This is a genomic window from Rhizobium sp. MHM7A (genome assembly GCF_005862215.1).
Classification (GTDB): domain Bacteria; phylum Pseudomonadota; class Alphaproteobacteria; order Rhizobiales; family Rhizobiaceae; genus Rhizobium; species Rhizobium bangladeshense.
In genome coordinates this window covers 65,559-86,459 of the sequence record NZ_VCHT01000015.1, presented here as the reverse complement: position 1 = coordinate 86,459, position 20,901 = coordinate 65,559, and the positions used below count along the sequence as shown (strand labels likewise).

The 20,901-nt window shown below is 60.1% G+C and carries 19 protein-coding genes; 10 read left to right on the top strand and 9 right to left on the bottom strand.

From position 1 onward, the window contains the following. Positions 1-139 precede the first annotated feature (139 nt). The 3 genes from pdxY (at position 140) to FFR93_RS32750 (ending at position 3,443) form a co-directional block, all read left to right on the top strand. Positions 140-1,015 carry a pyridoxal kinase PdxY gene (pdxY, locus tag FFR93_RS32760; RefSeq protein ID WP_064708241.1) on the top strand — a complete coding sequence of 292 codons (876 nt, stop codon included), beginning with the start codon at positions 140-142 and terminating at the stop codon, positions 1,013-1,015. 71 nt (positions 1,016-1,086) lie between these two features. Then, on the top strand, positions 1,087-1,734 hold the full coding sequence (locus tag FFR93_RS32755) for a carbonic anhydrase (protein WP_064708139.1): 648 nt from the start codon (positions 1,087-1,089) through the stop codon (positions 1,732-1,734). A gap of 89 nt (positions 1,735-1,823) precedes the next feature. Further along, positions 1,824-3,443 (top strand): GGDEF domain-containing protein, encoded by a 1,620-nt coding sequence (locus FFR93_RS32750; protein WP_138396269.1) that lies wholly within the window; start codon positions 1,824-1,826, stop codon positions 3,441-3,443. A 51-nt stretch (positions 3,444-3,494) separates the two neighbouring features. On the opposite strand, the gene FFR93_RS32745 is transcribed toward FFR93_RS32750, so the two are convergent. From FFR93_RS32745 to FFR93_RS32735, 3 genes are all read right to left on the bottom strand, one after another. Continuing rightward, positions 3,495-4,319 carry a lytic transglycosylase domain-containing protein gene (locus FFR93_RS32745; protein WP_064712467.1) on the bottom strand — a complete coding sequence of 275 codons (825 nt, stop codon included), beginning with the start codon at positions 4,317-4,319 and terminating at the stop codon, positions 3,495-3,497. Between the two features lie 171 nt (positions 4,320-4,490). Further along, positions 4,491-5,525, bottom strand: a complete 1,035-nt coding sequence (locus FFR93_RS32740; RefSeq protein ID WP_064708136.1) for an aspartate-semialdehyde dehydrogenase — start codon at positions 5,523-5,525, stop codon at positions 4,491-4,493. 111 nt (positions 5,526-5,636) lie between these two features. Continuing rightward, the gene (locus tag FFR93_RS32735) at positions 5,637-5,849 is read right to left on the bottom strand and encodes a hypothetical protein (protein WP_138396268.1); all 213 of its coding nucleotides are present in this window, start codon (positions 5,847-5,849) and stop codon (positions 5,637-5,639) included. Between the two features lie 410 nt (positions 5,850-6,259). Between FFR93_RS32735 and FFR93_RS32730 the strand changes: the two genes are divergently transcribed. Then, positions 6,260-8,146 (top strand): MFS transporter, encoded by a 1,887-nt coding sequence (locus tag FFR93_RS32730; RefSeq protein ID WP_064712469.1) that lies wholly within the window; start codon positions 6,260-6,262, stop codon positions 8,144-8,146. 163 nt (positions 8,147-8,309) lie between these two features. Here FFR93_RS32730 and lpxE read toward each other — a convergent pair whose 3' ends face one another. Together lpxE and leuB are read right to left on the bottom strand one after the other, a co-directional pair. Then, on the bottom strand, positions 8,310-9,044 hold the full coding sequence (gene lpxE, locus FFR93_RS32725) for a lipid A 1-phosphatase LpxE (protein ID WP_197491964.1): 735 nt from the start codon (positions 9,042-9,044) through the stop codon (positions 8,310-8,312). Positions 9,045-9,297: 253 nt separating this feature from the next. Next, positions 9,298-10,410, bottom strand: coding sequence for a 3-isopropylmalate dehydrogenase (gene leuB / locus FFR93_RS32720; protein WP_064712470.1), 1,113 nt, complete (start codon positions 10,408-10,410; stop codon positions 9,298-9,300). A gap of 171 nt (positions 10,411-10,581) precedes the next feature. Here leuB and FFR93_RS32715 point away from each other — a divergent pair, with 171 nt between their 5' ends. After that, positions 10,582-11,514 carry a pyridoxal-phosphate dependent enzyme gene (locus FFR93_RS32715; protein WP_138396267.1) on the top strand — a complete coding sequence of 311 codons (933 nt, stop codon included), beginning with the start codon at positions 10,582-10,584 and terminating at the stop codon, positions 11,512-11,514. A gap of 90 nt (positions 11,515-11,604) precedes the next feature. On the opposite strand, the gene leuD is transcribed toward FFR93_RS32715, so the two are convergent. The 3 genes from leuD to FFR93_RS32700 all read right to left on the bottom strand — a co-directional run bounded on the left by leuD (position 11,605) and on the right by FFR93_RS32700 (position 13,110). Then, a complete protein-coding gene (leuD, locus tag FFR93_RS32710) occupies positions 11,605-12,213 on the bottom strand; it encodes a 3-isopropylmalate dehydratase small subunit (protein WP_064708129.1) in 609 nt (202 codons plus the stop codon). 133 nt (positions 12,214-12,346) lie between these two features. Beyond that, on the bottom strand, positions 12,347-12,769 hold the full coding sequence (locus tag FFR93_RS32705; protein ID WP_064708128.1) for a glyoxalase/bleomycin resistance/extradiol dioxygenase family protein: 423 nt from the start codon (positions 12,767-12,769) through the stop codon (positions 12,347-12,349). Positions 12,770-12,876: 107 nt separating this feature from the next. After that, entirely contained in the window at positions 12,877-13,110 is a 234-nt protein-coding gene (locus tag FFR93_RS32700) for a hypothetical protein (RefSeq protein WP_064708240.1), read from the bottom strand. Between the two features lie 112 nt (positions 13,111-13,222). Between FFR93_RS32700 and FFR93_RS32695 the strand changes: the two genes are divergently transcribed. Both FFR93_RS32695 and FFR93_RS32690 read left to right on the top strand, forming a co-directional pair. Continuing rightward, a complete protein-coding gene (locus tag FFR93_RS32695; RefSeq protein ID WP_138396266.1) occupies positions 13,223-14,128 on the top strand; it encodes a CoA ester lyase in 906 nt (301 codons plus the stop codon). Continuing rightward, complete coding sequence (locus tag FFR93_RS32690; protein ID WP_009996762.1) at positions 14,128-14,334, top strand: DUF1737 domain-containing protein; 207 nt, start codon at positions 14,128-14,130, stop codon at positions 14,332-14,334. Before FFR93_RS32695 ends, FFR93_RS32690 begins: the two co-directional genes overlap by 1 nt. Before the next feature lie 23 nt (positions 14,335-14,357). Here FFR93_RS32690 and FFR93_RS32685 read toward each other — a convergent pair whose 3' ends face one another. Then, positions 14,358-14,795, bottom strand: coding sequence for a metallopeptidase family protein (locus tag FFR93_RS32685; RefSeq protein ID WP_138396265.1), 438 nt, complete (start codon positions 14,793-14,795; stop codon positions 14,358-14,360). 162 nt (positions 14,796-14,957) lie between these two features. On the opposite strand from FFR93_RS32685, the gene FFR93_RS41655 reads away from it, so the two are divergent. From FFR93_RS41655 to FFR93_RS32675, 3 genes are read left to right on the top strand one after another with little or no spacing between them, the layout of a single operon-like run. Continuing rightward, on the top strand, positions 14,958-15,914 hold the full coding sequence (locus FFR93_RS41655; RefSeq protein ID WP_064712474.1) for a hypothetical protein: 957 nt from the start codon (positions 14,958-14,960) through the stop codon (positions 15,912-15,914). Then, positions 15,898-17,373 carry a DNA polymerase Y family protein gene (locus FFR93_RS32680; protein WP_281407920.1) on the top strand — a complete coding sequence of 492 codons (1,476 nt, stop codon included), beginning with the start codon at positions 15,898-15,900 and terminating at the stop codon, positions 17,371-17,373. Before FFR93_RS41655 ends, FFR93_RS32680 begins: the two co-directional genes overlap by 17 nt. Next, a complete protein-coding gene (locus FFR93_RS32675) occupies positions 17,370-20,822 on the top strand; it encodes an error-prone DNA polymerase (protein WP_138396263.1) in 3,453 nt (1,150 codons plus the stop codon). Before FFR93_RS32680 ends, FFR93_RS32675 begins: the two co-directional genes overlap by 4 nt. Positions 20,823-20,901 lie beyond the last annotated feature (79 nt).

Genomic DNA, 20,901 nt, shown 5'->3' with positions numbered 1-20,901 from the left:
TTTCGCTTTCGAAGCGAGTTTGGACGGCCCTCTCCGGGGTTTGCTTCCGCTGCACATTTTCATGCTCACGTGAAGAATGGTTGACAGGCCGGCGTCAAAAAGATCATCAAACGCCATCATCATTTCGGACCTCGGTTTCATGTCGGAAAATGCAGCGGGAGCAGTCATTGTTATTTCCAGCCATGTCGTGCGCGGCTCGGTTGGGAACCGGGCGGCGGTGTTTGCGCTGGAGACGCTCGGCCATCCGGTCTGGGCGCTGCCGACCGTCGTTCTGCCCTGGCATCCCGGCCATGGCCGTTCGACGCGGCTGACATTTGCCGAAGCGGACTTCGACGCGGCGATCGACGATCTGATCCGCGCGCCGTGGATCGGTGAAGTGAGGGCGGTGCTTTCGGGCTATTTCGGCAATGCCGCCCAGGCACGCTCCGTCGCCCGGCTGATCGCTGCGCTCCGGCAGAACAATCCCGAACTGCTTTATGTCTGTGACCCTGTCATGGGCGATCTCGGCGGCCTCTACGTGCCCGAAGCGACGGCGGAGGCCATTCGCGATCATCTCATCCCGCTGGCTTCGCTCGCGACGCCGAATCGGTACGAGCTCGCCTGGCTGTCGGGAGCAGCGCTCGACGACAACAGCGCAATCATGGAGGCGGCACTGGCGCTCGGACCGTCGCGTATGCTCGTCACCTCGGCGGTGCCCATGATGGCAGGCGGCACCGGCAATCTCTACCTTTCCGGCCGTCACGCGCTGCTTGCCGAGCACCGCGTCGTCGAGAACCCGCCGAATGGCCTCGGCGATCTGCTGGCCGCCGTTTTTCTGTCGCGCCTGCTGTCAGGCCTCGAGGATGAAAAGGCATTGCAGCTTGCCACAGCCAGCGTGTTCGAAGTTCTTGCACGTGCGGTCAAGCGCGGCAGCAATGAGTTGATGCTGGCAAGCGATGCGTCCAGTCTTTCGACGCCAATGGCCATGGTGCAGATGCGCCGGTTGGTTCACCCCGCGCAACGGCGGAAAAATTGACGCATTTGCCAATGCGCCCATTTTGCGGTGCAGCAGTTGATCTTGTCCTCGGCGCGCGCTAATCCAGAGGCATGCAGCGTTTTCCAAACACTCTTCTGAACGGTTATCGCAACTTCATGAACGGGCGTTATGCCGACGCCCGCGACAGGTATCGGCAACTTGCCGAAAACGGTCAGAGTCCCAGCACGCTGGTCATTGCCTGTTCGGACTCGCGTGCGGCTCCCGAGCTGATCTTCGATGCCGGCCCGGGCGAGCTTTTCGTCGTCCGCAATGTAGCCAATATGGTGCCGCCCTATGAGCCGGACGGCAATTTCCATTCGACATCGGCCGCTCTGGAATTTGCCGTGCAGGCGCTGAAGGTTTCGGATATCGTGGTGATGGGCCATGGCCGCTGCGGGGGGATCCGTGCGGCACTTGATCCGAATGCCGAGCCGTTGTCACCCGGCGATTTCATCGGACGGTGGATGTCGCTGGTCAAACCGGCAGCCGAGCAGATCCAGAGCAATGACGTGATGACCGCGGCCGAGCGGCAAACTGCGCTCGAGCGTGTCTCCATCCGCAACTCGATCGACAATCTCAGAAGCTTTCCGAATATCAAGGCGCTCGAAGAAGCGGGAAATCTTCATCTTCATGGCGCCTGGTTCGACATTTCGACGGGTGAACTCTGGGTGATGGACGCCGATACCCGTGACTTCATTCGCCCGGAAATCCAGGGATAGGCGGGTTTAGCAGTTTTTTAACGATTGCTGCTAAGCTTCTTCGGAATTGGTCGCGCACGACCGACGTTTGATCAACGTGGCGATTGGCGATGAAGTTCGAGACCATCAAAAAGGTAATCCTGGCTGCCATCATGCTGCCCTTCGTCTTCATGGTCATTGAAGGCGTCATCCTCCTGCGGTCTTCGCTCAAGGAATACAGGGATCTTGAGAAGGATCGGCAGTTTGCCGATGTGCTTGCCCGCGCTGGGTCCATCGCCGCCACTGAGATCCTGGCTGAAATCGGCGCCACGCGTCGGTATATCGCCCAGCCAAGCGGCCCGGCCGCCGCCGAGATGCAGCGAAGCCGGGCGATGCTCGATCACGAACGCCGCGCTTTCTATGCCAGCCTCCCCTCTCGCGATGTGCTGGACAAGGGGCTTGTCGACGAATTGTCGGCTCTCAACCTTGCCTACAGCCGTATTGTGGCTGCGCGAAGCGCAGTCGACCAAGGCCGTTATATCAACAGCGATCCCGGCTACATCTACTGGTATGCGGCCCAGAAGCAGCTCGCCGTCGTCGATGCGCTTTCGCCGTTGATCAGTGATCCGGTACTGCTGCAGAAGTCCAACCAGCTGATGGGCATCCTGCTGACCTATTACGGTGAAAGGCTGATCACCGTCGTCGGTACCCGTTATCTTGACCATGGTTTCGTCGCCAGGTTTCCGGTGGAGTTGTTCGTGCAGGGCAAGGTCATGCTCGGCGATGGGATGGACCATATGGTCTTCCATTCCTCAGACTCAACCGTACGCGACATCACTGCCTATCTCGGCCGTAGCAACCAAGTGAAGGCGAATGCGATTACCGATTCCATCCTTGCCGGATCGCGGCCTACGCGCGAGGCGCGCGATATCTGGGCGGTGGCGCAGAACGAGCGCATGGCCTTCCTCCAGCACAAGATCGTCGAAGCCGCCAATGATATCCACGAGACCGGCGAAAGCCTTTCGGCGCGTGCGCACGTTCACCTGACGCTGATCTTCGCGCTCTGCGCCGGCCTGCTCATTCTCGCCACCCTGGTGATGCTTCTGGCGGCAAGGGGGCTGCGTCTTATTGATCGACTGACCAGGGATCGCGAGACGCTGGTGGGCGAGTTGCGCAACGCTGCCCAAACCGACCTTCTGACCGGTCTTTACAACAGGCGTGGCTTCGAAGTCGCTGCGTCAGCGCTTCTTACCCAAGCCGAACACGGGTCCCGTTGGATCTCGGTCGTGCTCTTCGACCTCGATCATTTCAAGAAGATCAACGATGTTCACGGCCATGACGCCGGCGATGCCGTGCTACGACATGTTGCGAGAGTGGCGCGTGAGAATTTCCGTTCTTTCGATCTCCTGGTGCGCCACGGCGGCGAGGAATTCCTGGTGCTTCTGCCGGATTCGACGCCCAATGACGCAGCAGTCATCGCCCAACGCGTGCGCCTGGCGATCGAGATGGCGGAAATTCCTCTGCCGAGCGGCGAATTGATCAAGGTGACGGCGAGCTTCGGATGCGCTGGCCGGGCGAACAACGCCGCCAACCGGAACTTCGAGGATCTGGTCAAACGGGCCGATCTGGCACTTTACGCCGCCAAGGCCTCCGGCCGCAATTGTGTCATTTCCGAGCCGGTCGTGCCGGCCCTTCCGCAGGAGGAGCGACGCAAGGCGGGATCGGTCGGCGGTTTTGATTCCCGCATATGAAAAACGCCGCATATCGCAGCGGCGTTTCCGGGTGTCGTTATCAATGAAGGCTTATCTGCCGCCGTCGATCTGCTGGCCGATATAGGCGATCGCCTGCTGATAGACGCTGGCCGCGTTCCAGCCCTGGATAGCGGCGAAATTCGGCTCGCCCGGCTGATAGCCGGCGCCGGCGCGCCAGCCGTGGCCCTTGAGGAAATTTGCGGTCGAGGCCAGTGCATCGGCGCGGGAGCCGACCATGTCGACCCGGCCGTCGCCATCGCCGTCGGCGCCGAACCGCACGACGTTGCGCGGCAGAAACTGCGTCTGGCCGATTTCGCCATGGGCGGCGCCCCTGGCCTGCGGGCTCAGATAACCCTCGGAGACCAACTGGAGCGCCGCATAGAGCTGGTCGGTGAAATATTCCGAACGGCGGCAGTCGTAAGCCAGCGTCGAAACAGCTGACAGCGTATGCTGGTTGCCCATATAGCTGCCAAAACCGGTCTCCATGCCCCAGATGGCAATCAGAGGGCCGGCCGGGACACCGAAACGGCGCTCGATCGACGCAAACAGAGCCTGGTTGGCGGCCTTCATACTGCGGCCGCGGGAGATGATTGCGGCGCCTCCGCGCTTCTTCATGAAGGCGTCGAAGGATAGCTTGAAGCTTTTCTGGCCACGGTCGGCAGCGATGGTCGGCTTGTTGTAGCTGACATTGGCGAAAGCGCGATTGAGAACCGACTGGCTGACGCCGCTTGCGGCTGCCGTCTGCTTGAAATCGCTAACCCAGGCCTCGAAGCCGGCGCCGGTATTGCCACATTGTGCACCCTGCGCGAATGCCGGTATCGCGTGGAGGACGCCCATTGCCGCAGCGGCCGCCAGAAACAACTTTGTCATGCGCATTGAGAAACCCCGCTCTCGATCTGCATAGTTTTTAGGCGGGCAAGAGAATGCCAGCCGCTCGCGATTTTCTCACGATCGCCTTTTAGCGAGCGCTTATACAGTTGTATTTGCCCCCGGAAAAAGCCCCGCTCGACGAGCAGGGCTTTAACATATTATGGTTTACAAATGGTATCAGGCTGCCTGCTTGCGCGGCTTGACCAGGCCGCGATTGACGAGAAGCTCGGCGATCTGGATGGCGTTCAGCGCCGCGCCCTTGCGCAGGTTGTCGGAAACCACCCACATATTGAGGCCATTTTCGACCGTTGCATCCTCGCGGATGCGTGAGATGTAGGTCGCGTCTTCGCCGGCGGATTCATACGGCGTGATGTAGCCGCCGTTCTCGCGCTTGTCGATGACGAGGCAGCCCGGCGCGTCGCGCAGGATATCGCGAGCCTGATCGGCGGTGATCTCGTTTTCGAATTCGATGTTGACCGATTCCGAATGACCGATGAAGACGGGCACACGCACCGCCGTGCAGGTCACCTTGATCTTCGGGTCGAGCATCTTCTTCGTCTCGGCCAGCACCTTCCACTCTTCCTTGGTATAGCCATCCTCCATGAAGACGTCGATATGCGGGATGACGTTGAAGGCGATACGCTTGGTGAACTTCTTGTTCTCGATCGGGTCGGCAACGAAGACGGCGCGCGTCTGGTTGAAGAGTTCGTCCATGCCGTCCTTGCCGGCGCCGGAGACCGACTGATAGGTGGAGACGACGACGCGCTTGATCTTGGCGAAGTCGTGCAGCGGCTTCAGCGCCACAACCAGCTGCGCGGTCGAGCAATTCGGATTGGCGATGATGTTGCGCTTGGTGAACTGCGTGACGGCGTCCGGGTTGACTTCCGGCACGATCAGCGGCACGTCGGCGTCATAGCGCCAGGCCGAGGAATTGTCGATGACGACGCAGCCCTGCTGGCCGATCTTCGGGGAGAACTTCTTGGAGACCTCGCCGCCGGCCGACATCAGGCAGATGTCGGTATCGGAGAAATCGTAATTCTCCAGATTGGAGACCTTCAGCGTCCGGTCGCCATAGGACACCTCAGTGCCCTGGGAACGCGCCGAGGCGAGCGCCACGACTTCATCGGCGGGGAAGCCGCGTTCGGAGAGGATGTTGAGCATCTCCCGGCCGACATTTCCGGTGGCTCCCGCAACTGCTACTTTGAAACCCATTTCTCAAGCTCTCTTTCTCTTCTCTCCTCTTGTCCGGTGAGGGGAAAGGCGCGACGGATCGCGTCTTCCTGTCCCCAGCCGAGCCGGGGAGAGAGCGGCAGGCCAGAGACGTCAGACGGTTTTCGTCGTCGTTTTGGCCTTAGTTTTGGAAGAAACCGGAACGGCAATTTCCACCCCGGCAACCCGTGCCCGGTCATCGCATGCGGCAATGGCGTGTTCGTCGCGAACCATGGAGATTCCTTTTCCGCTGTTGCTCTTAGAAGGTTTTCCACAGGAGTCAAGGTTTTTGCTTGAGCAGTCGGCAGGCGAAAGGAACCGCCGCAAGCCGGGCGTTTTGACATACCGGAAGATATCCCGACCAGGTTAATGTCGCGCCACCAATATCGGCCTCGTCCTGCGGCGATACCGACCGTCACCTTGTCAGCACCCGTGCTTCTGCCTGTCGGCGGCTTGCCACGCCAATCGCCGGCGCAGGCGCTGAGTATAGCAGGTCTGCTTTCGCAAACCAGGTGAGGCCCGTCCGCCTCCAAAATCGCGTTGCGCGCAGGAGGTCGAACAACCGCCCGATGCGGACCACGAAGCGCGCCGCCATTAGACTAAAGTCATAATCCCAAAGCATCTCTCTTTGCGGGCCATATTTTCTGGCACACTCTCGTCAGGCGTGTCGCGGCCAGGGGTATGCTTTGAGGAAAGCAGGTCGCGCGCGTTGCTCATCACTCTGTGGAGGACAGACAATGGCAAATGTCGCAAGCATCGACGGCGCGAAGGCCGGCCCGATGACCGGCGAGGAGAAGAAGGTCATCTTCGCCTCTTCGCTCGGCACTGTTTTCGAATGGTATGACTTCTATCTCTACGGTTCGCTCGCCACTTATATCGGCGCGACCTACTTCACCCAATATCCCGAGGCAACGCGCAATATCTTCACACTTCTCGCCTTTGCCGCCGGCTTCCTGGTGCGGCCCTTCGGCGCATTGGTGTTCGGCCGTCTCGGCGACCTCGTAGGACGTAAATACACCTTCCTGGTGACGATCCTGATCATGGGTTTTTCAACCTTCCTCGTCGGCATCCTGCCAGGTGCGGCCAGCATCGGCATCGCAGCTCCCATCATCCTGATCGGCCTTCGGCTGCTGCAGGGCCTGGCGCTCGGTGGTGAATATGGCGGCGCGGCAACCTATGTCGCCGAACATGCGCCGAACGGGCGGCGCGGCTACTTCACCTCATGGATTCAGACGACGGCGACTCTCGGCCTCTTCCTGTCGCTGATCGTCATCATCCTGGTTCAGTCGCTGATGGGTCCGGTTCAATTTGCGGCCTGGGGCTGGCGTATTCCGTTCCTGGTCTCGGTCGTGCTGCTCGGCATTTCCGTCTGGATCCGCCTGAAGATGAACGAATCGCCTGCGTTCCAACGCATGAAGGCGGAAGGCAAGGGTTCAAAGGCGCCGCTCAGCGAAGCCTTCGGCCAATGGAAGAACGCCAAGATCGCCATCATCGCGCTTCTCGGCGCCACAATGGGCCAGGCGGTCGTCTGGTACGGCGGCCAGTTCTATGCGCTGTTCTTCCTGCAGAACGTACTCAAGGTGGATCTGCAATCGGCCAATATCATGGTCGCGATCGCCCTGTTGCTGGGAACGCCGTTCTTCGTCATCTTCGGCGGCCTCTCCGACAAGATCGGCCGCAAGCCGATCATCATGGCGGGCCTTCTCATAGCCGCGGTGACCTATCACCCGCTGTTCAAGGCGATGACCTGGACGGCGAATCCGGCGCTTGCCGAGGCACAAGCCTCGATCCGCGCGACGGTCACGGCCGATCCGGCGGATTGCAGGTTCCAGTTCAACCCGACGGGCACGGCGAAATTCACCAGCTCCTGCGATGTGGCAACGGCCTTCCTGACGAAAAACTCGGTGCCATACGATGTCGTGCCAGGTCCTGCCGGGCAGCCGGCAACGGTGAAGGTCGGTAACCAGACGGTCACGAGCTTCGACGCCCTTGCCGCCGGCGACAAAGCGAAGAGCATGACCGCCGCCTTCGAAAAGGGCGTGAACATTGCGCTTCACGATGCCGGTTATCCGCTTAAGCGCGGCGCCGCCAAGGTGCCGGACTCCAAGCTAGATGCCTTCATCGCCGCCAATCCGGAACTGGCGCTCAATGCCGAAGCCGTGCGCGCGGGCGAGAAAGAAACGATGCCGGTCGCCAAGCTGGTGGAAGGCAAGCTGCTGACCGCCGATGAGGCCAATGGCGTCACCGACATGGCAGTCTATAACATCGCCAATGCCGGCAACTTCGCCATGACCGCCGATCCCGCCCGTGTCAACTGGGTCGGCACGGTTGCGATCCTCTTCGTCCTCGTCCTCTATGTGACGATGGTCTACGGCCCGATCGCAGCCCTTCTGGTCGAGCTCTTCCCAACCCGTATCCGCTATACCGGCATGTCGCTGCCCTATCATATCGGAAACGGTTGGTTTGGCGGCCTGCTGCCGGCGACGGCCTTTGCGATGAGCGCCGCTGCGGGCGACATCTATTACGGTCTCTGGTATCCGATCGTGTTTGCGGCGATCACGCTGGTGATCGGCCTGATCTTCCTGCCCGAAACGAAGAACAGGGACATCCACGCAATGGATTGATGACGCGTTCGCTTCTGACAAGCTTTCAGAAAACGGCCCGGCGCTCACAAGGCGTCGGGCTTTTTCCTATTACAGCGCCGCGCGTCTTATTGGACGCGCAAAGGACGCTGTAACATTCAAATGGCTGCATCATTTATGCTTAAATCGATTCTGATTTAAGGAATTATGCAGTGCGGAACAGGCGCTTGGCGAGCGGCCAGCCATCCGGCGCCAGTTTGAAGAGCAGACCGCAACGGGCATAGACGATCGCGGTCAGCAGGGAGAACCAGCCGCCAAAGGCAAGACCGGCGATGACGTCGCTCGGATAATGAGCGCCGACCATGACCCGTGTCATGCCGAACCAGATGGCACAGGCGATAAAGGCAACGCGGTAGCGCGGAAACAGAAGCGCGAAGGCGGCGAAGAAGGCGCCGACCGTGGTGGAATGGCCGGAGGGAAAACTTTCGAAAGCCGCACGGCCTGAAAAAGGCGTGAAAGAAAAGATACCGTAATCGTGGAAGTGATCGGGACGCGCCCTTCCAATCGCCCGTTTCAGGAGATTGGCGAGAAGCCCGGAGAAGACGACCGTGGTGAAGAGATAGGCGCCGATCCAGCTGATATAAAGCGCCTGTGCCTTCGAACGCGCCGCCTTCAAGAGCTTGTAGCCCGCCCTGCCCTGAAAGAAGAGCAGGATGCTGGTGCAGATCAGCCAGGCGGAATCGCCGAAACCGGTCAGGAACTCGCCCAGCTGCTTCACCGACGCGGGAGGCTCGCTGGCGCCGATCGGCGCGTCGAAGAGCAGCATGGAAAGGAGCACGGCGTTGATCGTGATGAAGAGACAAGCCTGCCAGCGCAAAGGCGGCATCGTGGCGTCACTCCGGCGCCAGCGCCTGTCCAGGGAAATCCAAAATGCCCGCATTCAGTCGTCCGTTCGAATTAGAATTCGAGCGCCGCGCGTCCGACAGGCGCTCCATCACTTTGAACTGGCGCATAAGCCGGAAAATCGTTTCCAGCTGGAAGTATGCACCGTGAAATCCGGCGCAAAAATACACGAGATTATGGCCAAGGATAGCCCGTTTTGGCTAATTCGACCGAACCGGCGGTTGTCATCCCTGAAAAAGCCCTCCGCATACGTGATGCGAAGGGCGTGAAACTGTTTCACGTGAAATATATCAGGCCGCCAGCGCCTTGAACTCGGCAAGGATCGCATCGCCCATTTCGACGGTGCCGACCTGTCTGCAGCCGTCGGCCATGATGTCGCCGGTGCGGATGCCCTTGTCGAGCACGTTGGCAATCGCCCTTTCCAGATCGTCGGCTTCCTTCACCATGTTGAAGGAGTAACGCAGGCACATGGCGAAGGAGGCGATCATGGCGATTGGATTGGCGATGCCCTTGCCGGCAATATCGGGGGCCGAGCCGTGCACCGGCTCATAGAGCGCCTTGCGCTTGCCGGTCTTGCCGTCGGGCGCGCCGAGCGAGGCCGAAGGCAGCATGCCGAGGGAGCCAGTCAGCATGGCGGCGACGTCGGAGAGCATGTCGCCGAAGAGATTGTCGGTGACAATGACGTCGAACTGCTTGGGCTGGCGCACGAGCTGCATGCCGCCGGCGTCGGCCAGCATATGTTCGAGCTGGACGTCGGAATATTTCGCCCTGTGCGTCTCGGTCACCACCTGGTTCCAGAGCACGCCCGACTTCATGACGTTGCGCTTTTCCATGGAGCAGACGCGGTTCTGGCGCGTGCGGGCCATTTCGAAGGCCACGCCGGCGATGCGTTCGATCTCGTAGGTATCGTAGACCTGCGTGTCGATGCCGCGCTTCTGGCCGTTGCCGAGGTCGATGATCTCCTTCGGCTCGCCGAAATAGACGCCGCCCGTCAGCTCGCGGATGATCAGAATATCAAGGCCTTCGACCAGTTCCGGCTTCAGCGACGAGGCCGAGGCGAGGGCCGGATAGCATATGGCGGGGCGCAGGTTTGCGAAGAGCTGCAGGTCCTTGCGCAGGCGAAGCAGGCCGGCTTCCGGGCGCACGTCGTAAGGCACGCTATCCCATTTCGGGCCGCCGACGGCTCCGAAGAGAACGGCATCGGCGGCAAGCGCCTTCTGCATGTCGGCTTCCGAGATCGCCGCGCCATGGGCGTCATAGGCAGAACCGCCGACAAGGCCTTCCTCGGTGACAAAACCGGCATCCATCGTCTCGTTCATATAGGTGATGATCTTGCGGACCTCGCCCATGGCCTCGGGACCGATGCCGTCACCCGGCAGCAGGAAAAGATTGCGCGCTGTCATGAAACCCTCCTGGAAAAACAAGTTGCGGCTTCTTAGACCCCGGAAATGGGCATTTCAAGCGAGAGAAAGGGTGAATCGGTACGCTTCGCTCTCAGCGCGCCGATGGTTGCTCCGAGGCCGGCAACCGGATTAGAACGGCAGGCTCAGTATTTATTTTCCCGGATGTCGCCCATGCCTTCAGCACCCCTTCATCTCGACACGCCTCTGGTTCGAACAGCATCTGGCTACAGCGCCAGCGGCAAGCCGCTCTGGCTGAAGCTCGATGCACTTCAGCCTTCCGGCAGCTTCAAGCTGCGTGGCGTTGGCCGGCTTTGCCAGCACGAGGTGGAAAAAGGCGCGCGCGAGATCTTCTGCGCCTCGGGCGGCAATGCCGGTATTGCCGCGGCCTTTGCCGGCCGGGCGCTCGGCGTGCCGGTCACGATCGTCGTGCCGGAGACGACGGCGGCCGATGTTCGGGAGACGATTGCCGCAACCGGTGCGAATGTGCTTGTCCATGGAGCGGTTTTCAACGAAGCCAATGCCTATGCGATCGAACTCGCCCGCAGCTGCAAGGCGAGCTATGTGCATCCGTTCGACCATCCGCTTCTGTGGGATGGTCATGCCACGCTGATCGATGAGGTCGTGGCCAAGGGTGCGACATTCGACTGCGTCGTCACCAGTGTCGGCGGCGGCGGACTGCTTGCCGGCATTGTCGAAGGGCTGAAGCGAAACGGCCTAACCGACGTGCCCGTCATCGCGGTTGAAACCGAAGGGGCGGCTTCGCTACATAAAAGCCTGCAGGCGAACGAGCGTGTTACCCTCCCAGCCATCACCTCAATCGCCACGTCGCTCGGTGCACGGCAGGTGGCGCAGCATGTCTTCGAGCTGCCGAAGCAGCATCCGATCGAAAGCGTCGTCGTCAGCGACGGCGATGCCGTTGCCGCCTGCCTGAAGTTTGCCGATGCGCACCGCCTCCTCGTGGAGCCGGCCTGCGGTGCGGCGCTGGCCGTTGCCGATGTGCATGCCGGTCTGCTTCAGCGCTTTGACAGCCCGCTCATCGAAGTCTGCGGCGGCATCGGCGTGTCGCTGGAAAAACTGAAACTCTGGAAAGAGAAATTTCTCTGAGCTGCGGCGAGGATGTTGCAGCGTCCTTGCGCGTGTGAAAGAAAAAGCCGGGCGAAAGCCCGGCTTGATCAATCGGCAATTCGTCAGGGCTTAAGCGGCCCATGGGTGCGACGCGGCGTTCTTCTTTTCGAACTCATCGATCGCCTTGCCCTTTTCCAGCGTCAGACCGATATCATCGAGGCCGTTCAGCAGGCAGTGGCGCTTGAACTCGTCGAGATCAAATTTGATGGAGCCGCCATCGGGGCCGGTGATCTCGAGGTTCTCGAGGTCCACCGTGAGGATGGCATTGGAGCCGCGCGAGGCGTCGTCCATCAGCTTGTCGAGATCTTCCTGGCTGACCTTGATCGGCAGGATGCCGTTCTTGAAGCAGTTGTTGTAGAAAATGTCGGCGAAGCTCGTGGAGATCACGCAGCGGATGCCGAAATCGAGCAGCGCCCAAGGAGCGTGTTCGCGCGAGGAACCGCAGCCGAAATTGTCGCCGGCGACAAGGATCTTGGCGTCGCGATAGGCCGGCTTGTTCAGCACGAAATCGGGATTTTCGGAGCCGTCTTCATTGTAGCGGGCTTCGGCGAAAAGGCCCTTGCCGAGACCCGTACGCTTGATGGTCTTCAGATAGTCCTTCGGAATGATCATGTCGGTGTCGATGTTGACGACCGGCAGGGGCGCTGCAACGCCCGTGAGCTTCACGAATTTATCCATGACCCATGCTCCATTCAGCAAATCTACTTTCCTGAATGTGCATCTAGTCCAGTTTTTTGCCGAAATGAAGGAGAATCTTTCTAAAGTGGCGGCCACGCGACGTTCGCGTGGCCTGGCGACGGTGCACGGCCTGTTACTCGGCGGGCGCGTTCAAGCCCCAGAGGACGCCGAACGGATCGCGAAGCTGGCCGTAGCGGTCACCCCAGAACATCAGTTCGACCGGCATGACGACTTCAGCGCCGGCGGCCACCGCACGATCCCACCAGAAATCGATATCGTCGATAACAAGCTGGATGGCGAAGCCTTCATGGCCTTTGAAGGGATGGCCGTATTCAGGATAGGCATCCGCCAGCATGAGGGAGCTGTCATTGATATAGAGATGAATGTGCATCGTCCGGCCGCTTTCATCGACCGGCACCCTGTGGGCCTCTTCGGCGCCGAAGGCCTTCTTGTAGAATTCCGCGGCTTTTACTGCGCCATCGACAGTGAGATAGGGCAGCAGGCCATTCTTCACCGGCGGCAACTTGGCCGGTTTGTTTTCCGTCGTCGTATCCATGCTCGTCCTCCATCGTTTTTGAGCGCCGGCTGAAAGCCTGGCTGCTTCAAAGACGTATCACGGAAGCATGATCCGACAGTGTCGGCGAGTTTTTTTGAAGGCAGGTCTTAGAGATCGATGATCGTGCCGCGACCATCGTTCCAGATGCGCATTTCCGGCTTACCGTTGTTTGCCTTGGCGCGGACGGGGGCGGGCTTCATCTTCATCGAAAGCGCGCGTCCGACCATGAGCACGGTCAGGATGCCGCCGACGGCAAGCGTCACCGAGAAGGTGAGAAGCAGCATGGCGACAAAGAAGGTGGCGCCGGCAAGCATGAAGAAGATGGAGCGAATGTTCTGCATGGTTTGAAACCTTTCTACCGAAAGGAATGTGGTTCTTCTTTTTTCTGTCTGCAAGGCAAGCATGGCTTTTTGTTGTCTTGCCGCGTTCTGAGAAGCTTGGCACTAATGGCTGATGAACCAAATCCCGCCTTTCCGTTCCTTAAGTCTGCGCCGCTCGGTGCTGAGTGTGCCCGCCATCAATCTGCGCGCCCTCGAAAAGAGCCATTCCCTTGATTGTGATGCCGTTATTTTCGATCTGGAGGATTCGGTCGCGCCCGAGAACAAGGGGCAAGCGCGGGAAAATCTGCGTGCTTTTTTTGCCGGGCCGCCGCTTGCGGGCAAGGAAAGGGTCATCCGCATCAATTCTTTGTCATCTGAATTCGGGGCGGCGGATCTCGATCTGGTCAAGGCGCTTTTGCCCGACGCCGTTCTCCTGCCGAAGGTGGACGAGCCTCGAGTTATCGCTGAGACCAGCGATCTGCTTGCCGATGCACAGGCGCCGGAGGAGCTGCGCATCTGGGCGATGATCGAGACGCCGCGCGGCGTGCTGAATGTCGGGGCGATCGCCGAATCCGGCTGCATGCCGGGGGCACGGCTCGATTGCCTCGTCGTCGGCCTCAACGACCTGCGCAAGGAAACGGACGTCCTGTCGCAGCCTGGGCGAAGCTTTCTCGTGCCCTGGCTGATGCAGATCATCCTGGCGGCCAAGGCTTATGGGCTTGATGCGCTCGACAGCGTCTTCAACGATTTCCGGGATGCCGAAGGTTTCGACGTCGAATGCGGGCAGGGTCGCGCCATGGGTTTTTCCGGCAAGATGTTGATCCACCCCTCGCAGATTTCGGCCGCCAACCGGCATTTCGGCCCGAGCGAGGAGGAGATTGCCGAAGCGCAGGCAATCATATCAGCCTTTGCGGATCCGGCTGCCAGGGGCCTCAACGTCATCAATGCGAACGGGCGGATGATCGAGCGGCTGCATCTTGTCCAGGCCGAAGCTCTGGTTCATAAAGCTCACCTGATTTCTGCAAGAAAGCCCGCCTGATGAAACTCTATCGCTTCCTGACCGGCCCCGACGACGCTTCCTTCTGCCACAAGGTCACCGCCGCCCTCAACAAGGGCTGGTCGCTGGAGGGTTCGCCGACCTATGCCTTCAATGCGGCAACCGGCGCGATGCAGTGCGGCCAGGCAGTCGTCAAGACTGTCGAAGGCAAGGATTACGATCCGGAGATGAAGCTCTCCGAGCAATAGCGTCTTCTGCCGGACGCGCGGTTTCAGCGTTCGGCGGCTTCCTCGGCGCTGGCCTCGATCCGCTCCATATCCTCGTCGCTCAGCCCAAAATGGTGGCCGATCTCGTGGATCAGGACGTGGGTGATGATATCGCCGAGCGTCTCGTCGTTCTCGGCCCAATAATCGAGAATGGGGCGCCGGTAGAGGCGGATGTGATTCGGCATTTCGCCGGTTTCCACCGTGAAACGTTCGGAAATGCCCCTGCCCTCGAAAAGGCCGAGCAGATCGAAAGGGGTTTCCAGCGCCATATCCTCGAAAACGTCGTCATCGGGAAAATCCTCGATCTCGATCGTGAGGTTGGTCGTCAGCTGGCGGAATTCATCGGGCAGATGGCTGTAAGCCTCCATGGCCAGCGACTCGAAAGTGCTGATCGTCGGCGCATGGCGGTCCCGCCAATCATCGCTCTGGTCTATGCGGGCCATGAATATTCCTTCCTTTGCGGGCCCATATAGAACCTTTGCCGCCGATTTTCGAGTGCGGAATCAAAGGCAGGAATAAATTCATAGAAAATGGTTGTTGACTCTTCCTCAGCTCTCTGGAATCCATAAGAACATAACAGGAACAAGACGGACGGAGTAAACGCCATGGCGCAGAACGCCTTGGCGCGCGAGCGGCTTTTTGCGCTCCGCGAAACCATCGCCAAGCTGGAAGGAAAACCTGCGCCGGCACTTGCGGCAGCGGAGCGGGAAGCCCTGGCTTCGGGGAGGACCGGGCGGCAGGATGCGGAACGGAATGGGCGCGGACAGCGCCTGCCGTTCGGCGTGACACCGCTCGACGAAGCGATGGAAGGCGGGCTGCCGCTCGATGCGATAACGGAAATCCGTTCCACGCTTTTGCGGGATGCGGGAGCCGCCTGTGGGTTCGCACTTGCGGCCGCAGCGCTGCTGCAGCGGGTGGAGGAGGAGGCGAGCGACTGTTCGCCAATACTCTGGATCGGCGATACGGTCTCGACGATGGAGGCTGGCCTTCCCTATGCGGTAGGTCTGCAGGATTTCGGCTTGCGGCCCGAGCGTTTCCTGCAGGCTTTGCCGCGCAAGCTCGATGAGGCGCTCTGGCTTGCGGAAACCGCGGTGGAAAGCGGTGCCTTTTCGGTCGTCATCCTGGAGATCAGGGGCAATCCTGTACATTTCGGTCTGACCGAGAGCCGGCGGCTCGGTCTTCGCGCCAAGGCGGCCGGCCGGCCTCTCTTCCTGCTTCGGCAGGCGGGAGAGGAGGAGGCAAGCAGCGCCGTCTTCCGGCTGCTTGCCCAGCCCGCACCGTCCGGCATGCGGGCTCTGTCAGATGGATCGAGGCTTGCCGGCAGCATCGGCAATCCGGTTTTTCGTCTCAGCCTGGAGAAGAGCCGTAACCCGGCTCCGCTCTCCCTTCTTCTGGAGTGGAACCCTCATGAACGTCAGTTTTTCCCCATCGGCGAACCAAGGCACGCTCTTACTCCAGACGAACGGTCAGCGTATCCTGGCGCTCAGCTTTCCGCATCTTCCGACGGACAGGATCGCCCGCAGAAAATGGGGCCTTTCCTGGCGTTTGAAAGGGCGTCCTGAGGCTGCGCCGATCGTCTGTGCCGGAAAGCACGAGAATGCCATGCGGCTGACGGCGCTGGACGAGGCCGCGGAAGCGCTTGGCCTGAAGAAGGGTCAAGGCGTCGCGGAAGCGCGCGCCATGCACCCGAAGATCGATATCGTCGAGGAGGATCCGGCCGCCGACGCGCGGTTGCTCGAAGCCATCGCCGACTGGTGCGACCGCTATACGCCGCTGGTGGCGATCGACGGACGAGACGGGCTGTTTCTCGATATTAGCGGATGCGTCCATCTTTTCGGCGGCGAGAGAGCGCTGCTGAATGATATTCTCCTCAGGCTCTTCCATATGGGGCTCGACGTCCAGGGTTCGATCTCCTCTTCGCCCGGCCTTTCCTCGGCCGTCGCCCGTTTCGGCAATGGCGGCGTCATCGAAGACGAGGAAATGGAAGATGTGCTGGCGCCGCTGCCGGTCGCCGCGCTTCGGCTGAACGAAGAAACCGTGGCATCGCTGAAGAAGCTCGGGCTGAAATATATCGGCGATGTCATGAACGCGCCGCGGGCGCCGCTGACCCGCCGTTTTGGAGCAAGCTTGCTTTTGCGGCTCGATCAGGCGCTCGGACATGACGAGGAACCGGTTTCGCCGCGCCTGCCGGTTGCGAGCCTTTCGGCCGAGCGGCGGCTGGCCGAACCGATCGGCACCGAAGAGGATATTCTCGCCCTTGCCGGCCAGATCGCCATGTCGCTGAAACCCTCCCTGGAAGCCCGCGGCGCCGGCGGCCGCGTCTTCGAACTCGTGCTGTTTCGGGTCGATGGCCGGATTTTCCGGATTTCTGTCGGCGCTTCACGGCCGCTCAGGGAGCCGAAGCGGATCGCGGATCTTTTTTCCCAGCGTCTGCAGGCAATCCATGACGATCTCGATGCCGGATACGGTTTCGAGATCCTGCGGCTGAATGTCGTGCGCCATGAGCCCTTCGAGGACACGCAGGGCGATTTCGATGGCGGCCGGCAAAGAGAGATATCGCTTGCAGCTTTCATCGACCGCGTCTCGGCGCGCCTTGGCGCGGACTGTCTTCAAAGCTTTCAGCTCCGCGAAAGCCATGTGCCGGAGCGTGCGGTTATCGCATGCCCACTCATGGAGAATTTTCCGCCGCAGCGCAGGAGCGGGGAAAGTCGTCTTTTCCCCGCTCGGAGCGAGCGGCCCCTGAGGCTTTTTGCCAAGCCGGAACCGGTGGAGGCTTTGCTTGCCGAAGTTCCGGAGGGGCCGCCGCAAAGTTTTCGGTGGCGCCGCATTCAGCATCAGGTTCAGCGCAGCGAAGGCCCGGAACGGCTTGCCATGGAGTGGTGGATCGATGGCGCCGACGCCAAAACGCGTGACTATTTCCGTGTCGAAGACAATTCCGGGCATCGTTTCTGGATTTACCGCGAAGGCTTTTACGGTGAAGAGCCGCCGCCGCGCTGGTTCATGCATGGGATTTTCGCATGAGCGCGGCACCTGCATTTTTCGAGATCGGCGCCCGCACCAATTTCTCCTTTCTGGAGGGTGCCTCGAAGCCTGAGGAAATGGTGGTGCAGGCCGCCGCACTGAAACTTTCCGGTCTTGGAATCGCCGATCGGAACTCAGTTGCCGGCGTCGTCAGGGCGCATGCGCAGGCGCAGGAGATCGAAGAGAAATTCAGAAGAAGGTACGAGAAGAATCTCGATGACAGAGAGGAGGAGAAGGTTCTCGACCCAATCCGGATTCAGCCGGGCGCCCGCCTCGTCTTTTCGGATGGAACGCCTGATATCCTTGCCTATCCTGAGAATAGGCGAGGGTGGGCGCATCTCTGCCGTTTGCTGAGTGCGGGAAATCTGAGAGCAGAAAAGGGATCCTGCCTGCTTTACGAGGCGGATATCATGGAATGGGGAGACGAGATGATGCTCGCCCTTGTTCCCAGCCAGGCCGCGGCCATAGGATTTGCGGCCCAACAGGAATTGGAAGCCTGTCTCGCACGTTTCCGGAACCGTTTCGGCAAGGCGTTTCACGTGGCGCTGGCGCCTGCCTATGATGGCCGCGACAGGCAGGTTTTCGCAGCACTTTCCGTGATCGCCGCCCGCTACCGCATTCCTGTCATCGCGACCAATCAGCCGCTCTATCACCATACGGATCGCCGTCCCCTTTCCGATATTGTCATCTCGATCCGCGAGCATGTGCCGATTGCCGAGGCAGGTTTTCTTCTTGCTCCGAATGCCGAGCGTTATCTCAAGGGCCAACGTGAAATGTCCCGGCTCTTTCGGGACTATCCGGAGGCGATTGCCAATACCGGGACATTTTTCGGCAGACTTTCGTTTTCGCTCGATGAGTTGAAACACAATTATCCGCCGGAAAACGATCCTGGCGAGACACCTTATGAAACCCTCGAACGTTTGACGAGGGAGGGGGCTAAGAAGCGCTATCCGGATGGCGTTCCTTCTGAAATCCAGACCCAGATCGACTATGAACTCAATCTCATTCGGGAGAAGAAATACGAGCCTTATTTCCTGACGGTCCATAAGCTCATCCAGCATGCACGTTATGAATTGAAGATCCTGTGCCAGGGCCGCGGTTCTGCCGCCAATTCAGTCATCTGCTATTGCCTCGAGATCACGGAAGTCGATCCGACCAAAAGCACGTTGCTTTTCGACCGCTTCATTTCGATGGATCGCGACGAGCCGCCTGACATCGATGTGGATTTCGAGCATGACCGGCGCGAAGAAGTCATCCAGTACATCTACAGAAAGTATACCAGGGAGCATGCCGGGCTGACGGCCGGTGTCACCACCTATCGCACCCGTTCCGCCGGCCGCGAGGTCTCCAAGGCCTTCGGGCTTTCAGAGGACGTCCAGTCGGCGATCAGCAGCCTGGTCTGGGGCTGGTCGGAGGATAATCTGTCGGAGCGTGATGCCAAGGCGGCGGGGCTCGAGATTTCGGATCCGGTGACATCAAACGTTCTGCGCTATGCGTCCGAGCTTCTCGGATTTCCGCGTCATCTGACCCAGCATGTCGGCGGCTTCGTCATCACACGGGACCGGCTCGATGAAGTCGTGCCGATCATGAAGACGGCGATGCCGGACCGCTACATGATTGAATGGGACAAGGACGATCTCGACAACGTCAAGATCCTGAAGGTTGACGTTCTGGCTCTTGGAATGCTGACCTGCCTCAGAAAGGCTTTTTCACTGCTCGAACTGCATTATGACGTGAAGAAAACCCTTGCCGATCTCGGCAACAGGGAACACGGAGACGAGGGCGTACCGGTTTATGACATGATGTGCCGGGCCGATACGCTGGGCGTCTTTCAGATCGAAAGCAGGGCGCAGATGAGCATGCTGCCCCGGCTGAAGCCGCGACGATTCTACGATCTCGTGATCGAAGTGGCGATCGTCCGTCCGGGACCTATTCAGGGCAATATGGTTCATCCCTACCTGACCCGGCGGGAGCAGTCGCATTCTCCCGGCTTCAAGATCGACTATCCGAAAGACGAGATGATTCCGATCCTCAAACGGACGCTCGGCGTGCCCCTGTTTCAGGAACAGGCGATGCAGATCGCGATCACGGCGGCGGGATTCTCACCTGCCAAGGCCGACCGCCTGCGCCGCTCGATGGCGACCTTCAAGCGGTTGGGAAAGGTCAATGAGTTCAAGGACGATCTGATCAATGGCATGACCAGCAGAGGCTATCCGAGGGATTTCGCCGAACGCTGCTTCAGCCAGATCGAAGGCTTCGGCGAATATGGCTTTCCGGAAAGCCACGCGGCTTCCTTCGCGCTGCTGGTCTATGCCTCGTCCTGGATCAAGGCCTATTATCCCGACGTCTTTTGCGCTGCCATGCTCAATTCGCAGCCGATGGGCTTTTACGCACCGGCGCAGCTCGTTCGGGACGCCAGGGAACACGGGGTCGAAATCCGGCCTGTCGACGTCAATAGATCCAATTGGGATTGCCATCTCGAAGAGGCGGTGTTCGACAGAAATGCCGTCGACAGGCGGCATGCCGATATGCGGGACATCATCAAGGCAAAGCGAGCCGTCCGCCTCGGCTTTCGGCAGGTCAAGGGTCTGTCCGAGAAAGCGCTGGAGAGCCTTCTCGCCAATAGAGGCGATGGTTATGGCTCGGTTCGCGATCTCTGGCTGCGGTCCGGCCTCGACAGAGGCGATATCGAAAGGCTGGCGGATGCCGATGCCTTCGGCTCGATCGGCCTGTCGAGACGTGAGGCGCTTTGGGCGGCAAGAGCCCTTGATACGAAATACGCTCCTGAAAAATTGCCCCTGTTCGACCGGGTGAACCATATCGATCTGCAGGTCGAACCGAAGGCCAGCCTGCCTGACATGCCGCCGGGCGAGCAGGTGATCGAGGACTATCGTTATCTGTCATTATCGCTGAAGGCGCATCCGGTGTCCTTCCTGCGGGAAGAATTCCGGAAGATCGGCATCACGCGCAATGTCGATCTCCTGACGGTGCCGAACGGAAAGAGGGTGACAATTGCCGGTCTGGTGCTGGTACGCCAGCGCCCGGGTTCGGCCAAGGGCGTCATCTTCATGACGCTGGAGGATGAGACCGGCGTTGCCAATGCAATCGTCTGGAGCAAGATATTTGACAAATACCGGGCGGTCGTCATGGGCGCCCGGCTCGTGAAAATCCGTGGCAGGCTGCAAAGCCATAGCGGCGTAATCCATACGGTCGTCGAGCATATCGAGGATATGACGCCGGCTCTTGGCATCCTGCAACGCGAGGCCCGACGTTTCGGGGCCTGCGAGCGCGCCGACGAGGTGCTGAGACCAGGGGTCGACGCACGGCAGAGAAGGCTTGCGAATGCGACGGAGAGGGCGGAATTGGAAAGGCGGGCGAGTGTCACAGGCCGCCATGCCGGTGCGGAGGAAACCGCCGAGGTCATGCCGCGCGGGCGGAACTTTCATTGAGCGGCCGGATCGACCGGGGCATGCGCTCATCCTGTGATCGCCGTACAATTCCACTCGATTTGCAACAGGCCTCGCCCAT

What these genes read in the sequence shown, in the direction of transcription:
- pdxY (WP_064708241.1), top strand. Translation starts at nt 140, where the DNA reads ATGTCGGAAAATGCAGCGGGAGCAGTCATTGTTATTTCCAGCCATGTC.
- FFR93_RS32755 (WP_064708139.1), top strand. Translation starts at nt 1,087, where the DNA reads ATGCAGCGTTTTCCAAACACTCTTCTGAACGGTTATCGCAACTTCATG.
- FFR93_RS32750 (WP_138396269.1), top strand. Translation starts at nt 1,824, where the DNA reads ATGAAGTTCGAGACCATCAAAAAGGTAATCCTGGCTGCCATCATGCTG.
- FFR93_RS32745 (WP_064712467.1), bottom strand. Translation starts at nt 4,319, where the DNA reads ATGCGCATGACAAAGTTGTTTCTGGCGGCCGCTGCGGCAATGGGCGTC.
- FFR93_RS32740 (WP_064708136.1), bottom strand. Translation starts at nt 5,525, where the DNA reads ATGGGTTTCAAAGTAGCAGTTGCGGGAGCCACCGGAAATGTCGGCCGG.
- FFR93_RS32730 (WP_064712469.1), top strand. Translation starts at nt 6,260, where the DNA reads ATGGCAAATGTCGCAAGCATCGACGGCGCGAAGGCCGGCCCGATGACC.
- lpxE (WP_197491964.1), bottom strand. Translation starts at nt 9,044, where the DNA reads ATGCGGGCATTTTGGATTTCCCTGGACAGGCGCTGGCGCCGGAGTGAC.
- leuB (WP_064712470.1), bottom strand. Translation starts at nt 10,410, where the DNA reads ATGACAGCGCGCAATCTTTTCCTGCTGCCGGGTGACGGCATCGGTCCC.
- FFR93_RS32715 (WP_138396267.1), top strand. Translation starts at nt 10,582, where the DNA reads ATGCCTTCAGCACCCCTTCATCTCGACACGCCTCTGGTTCGAACAGCA.
- leuD (WP_064708129.1), bottom strand. Translation starts at nt 12,213, where the DNA reads ATGGATAAATTCGTGAAGCTCACGGGCGTTGCAGCGCCCCTGCCGGTC.
- FFR93_RS32705 (WP_064708128.1), bottom strand. Translation starts at nt 12,769, where the DNA reads ATGGATACGACGACGGAAAACAAACCGGCCAAGTTGCCGCCGGTGAAG.
- FFR93_RS32700 (WP_064708240.1), bottom strand. Translation starts at nt 13,110, where the DNA reads ATGCAGAACATTCGCTCCATCTTCTTCATGCTTGCCGGCGCCACCTTC.
- FFR93_RS32695 (WP_138396266.1), top strand. Translation starts at nt 13,223, where the DNA reads ATGAACCAAATCCCGCCTTTCCGTTCCTTAAGTCTGCGCCGCTCGGTG.
- FFR93_RS32690 (WP_009996762.1), top strand. Translation starts at nt 14,128, where the DNA reads ATGAAACTCTATCGCTTCCTGACCGGCCCCGACGACGCTTCCTTCTGC.
- FFR93_RS32685 (WP_138396265.1), bottom strand. Translation starts at nt 14,795, where the DNA reads ATGGCCCGCATAGACCAGAGCGATGATTGGCGGGACCGCCATGCGCCG.
- FFR93_RS41655 (WP_064712474.1), top strand. Translation starts at nt 14,958, where the DNA reads ATGGCGCAGAACGCCTTGGCGCGCGAGCGGCTTTTTGCGCTCCGCGAA.
- FFR93_RS32675 (WP_138396263.1), top strand. Translation starts at nt 17,370, where the DNA reads ATGAGCGCGGCACCTGCATTTTTCGAGATCGGCGCCCGCACCAATTTC.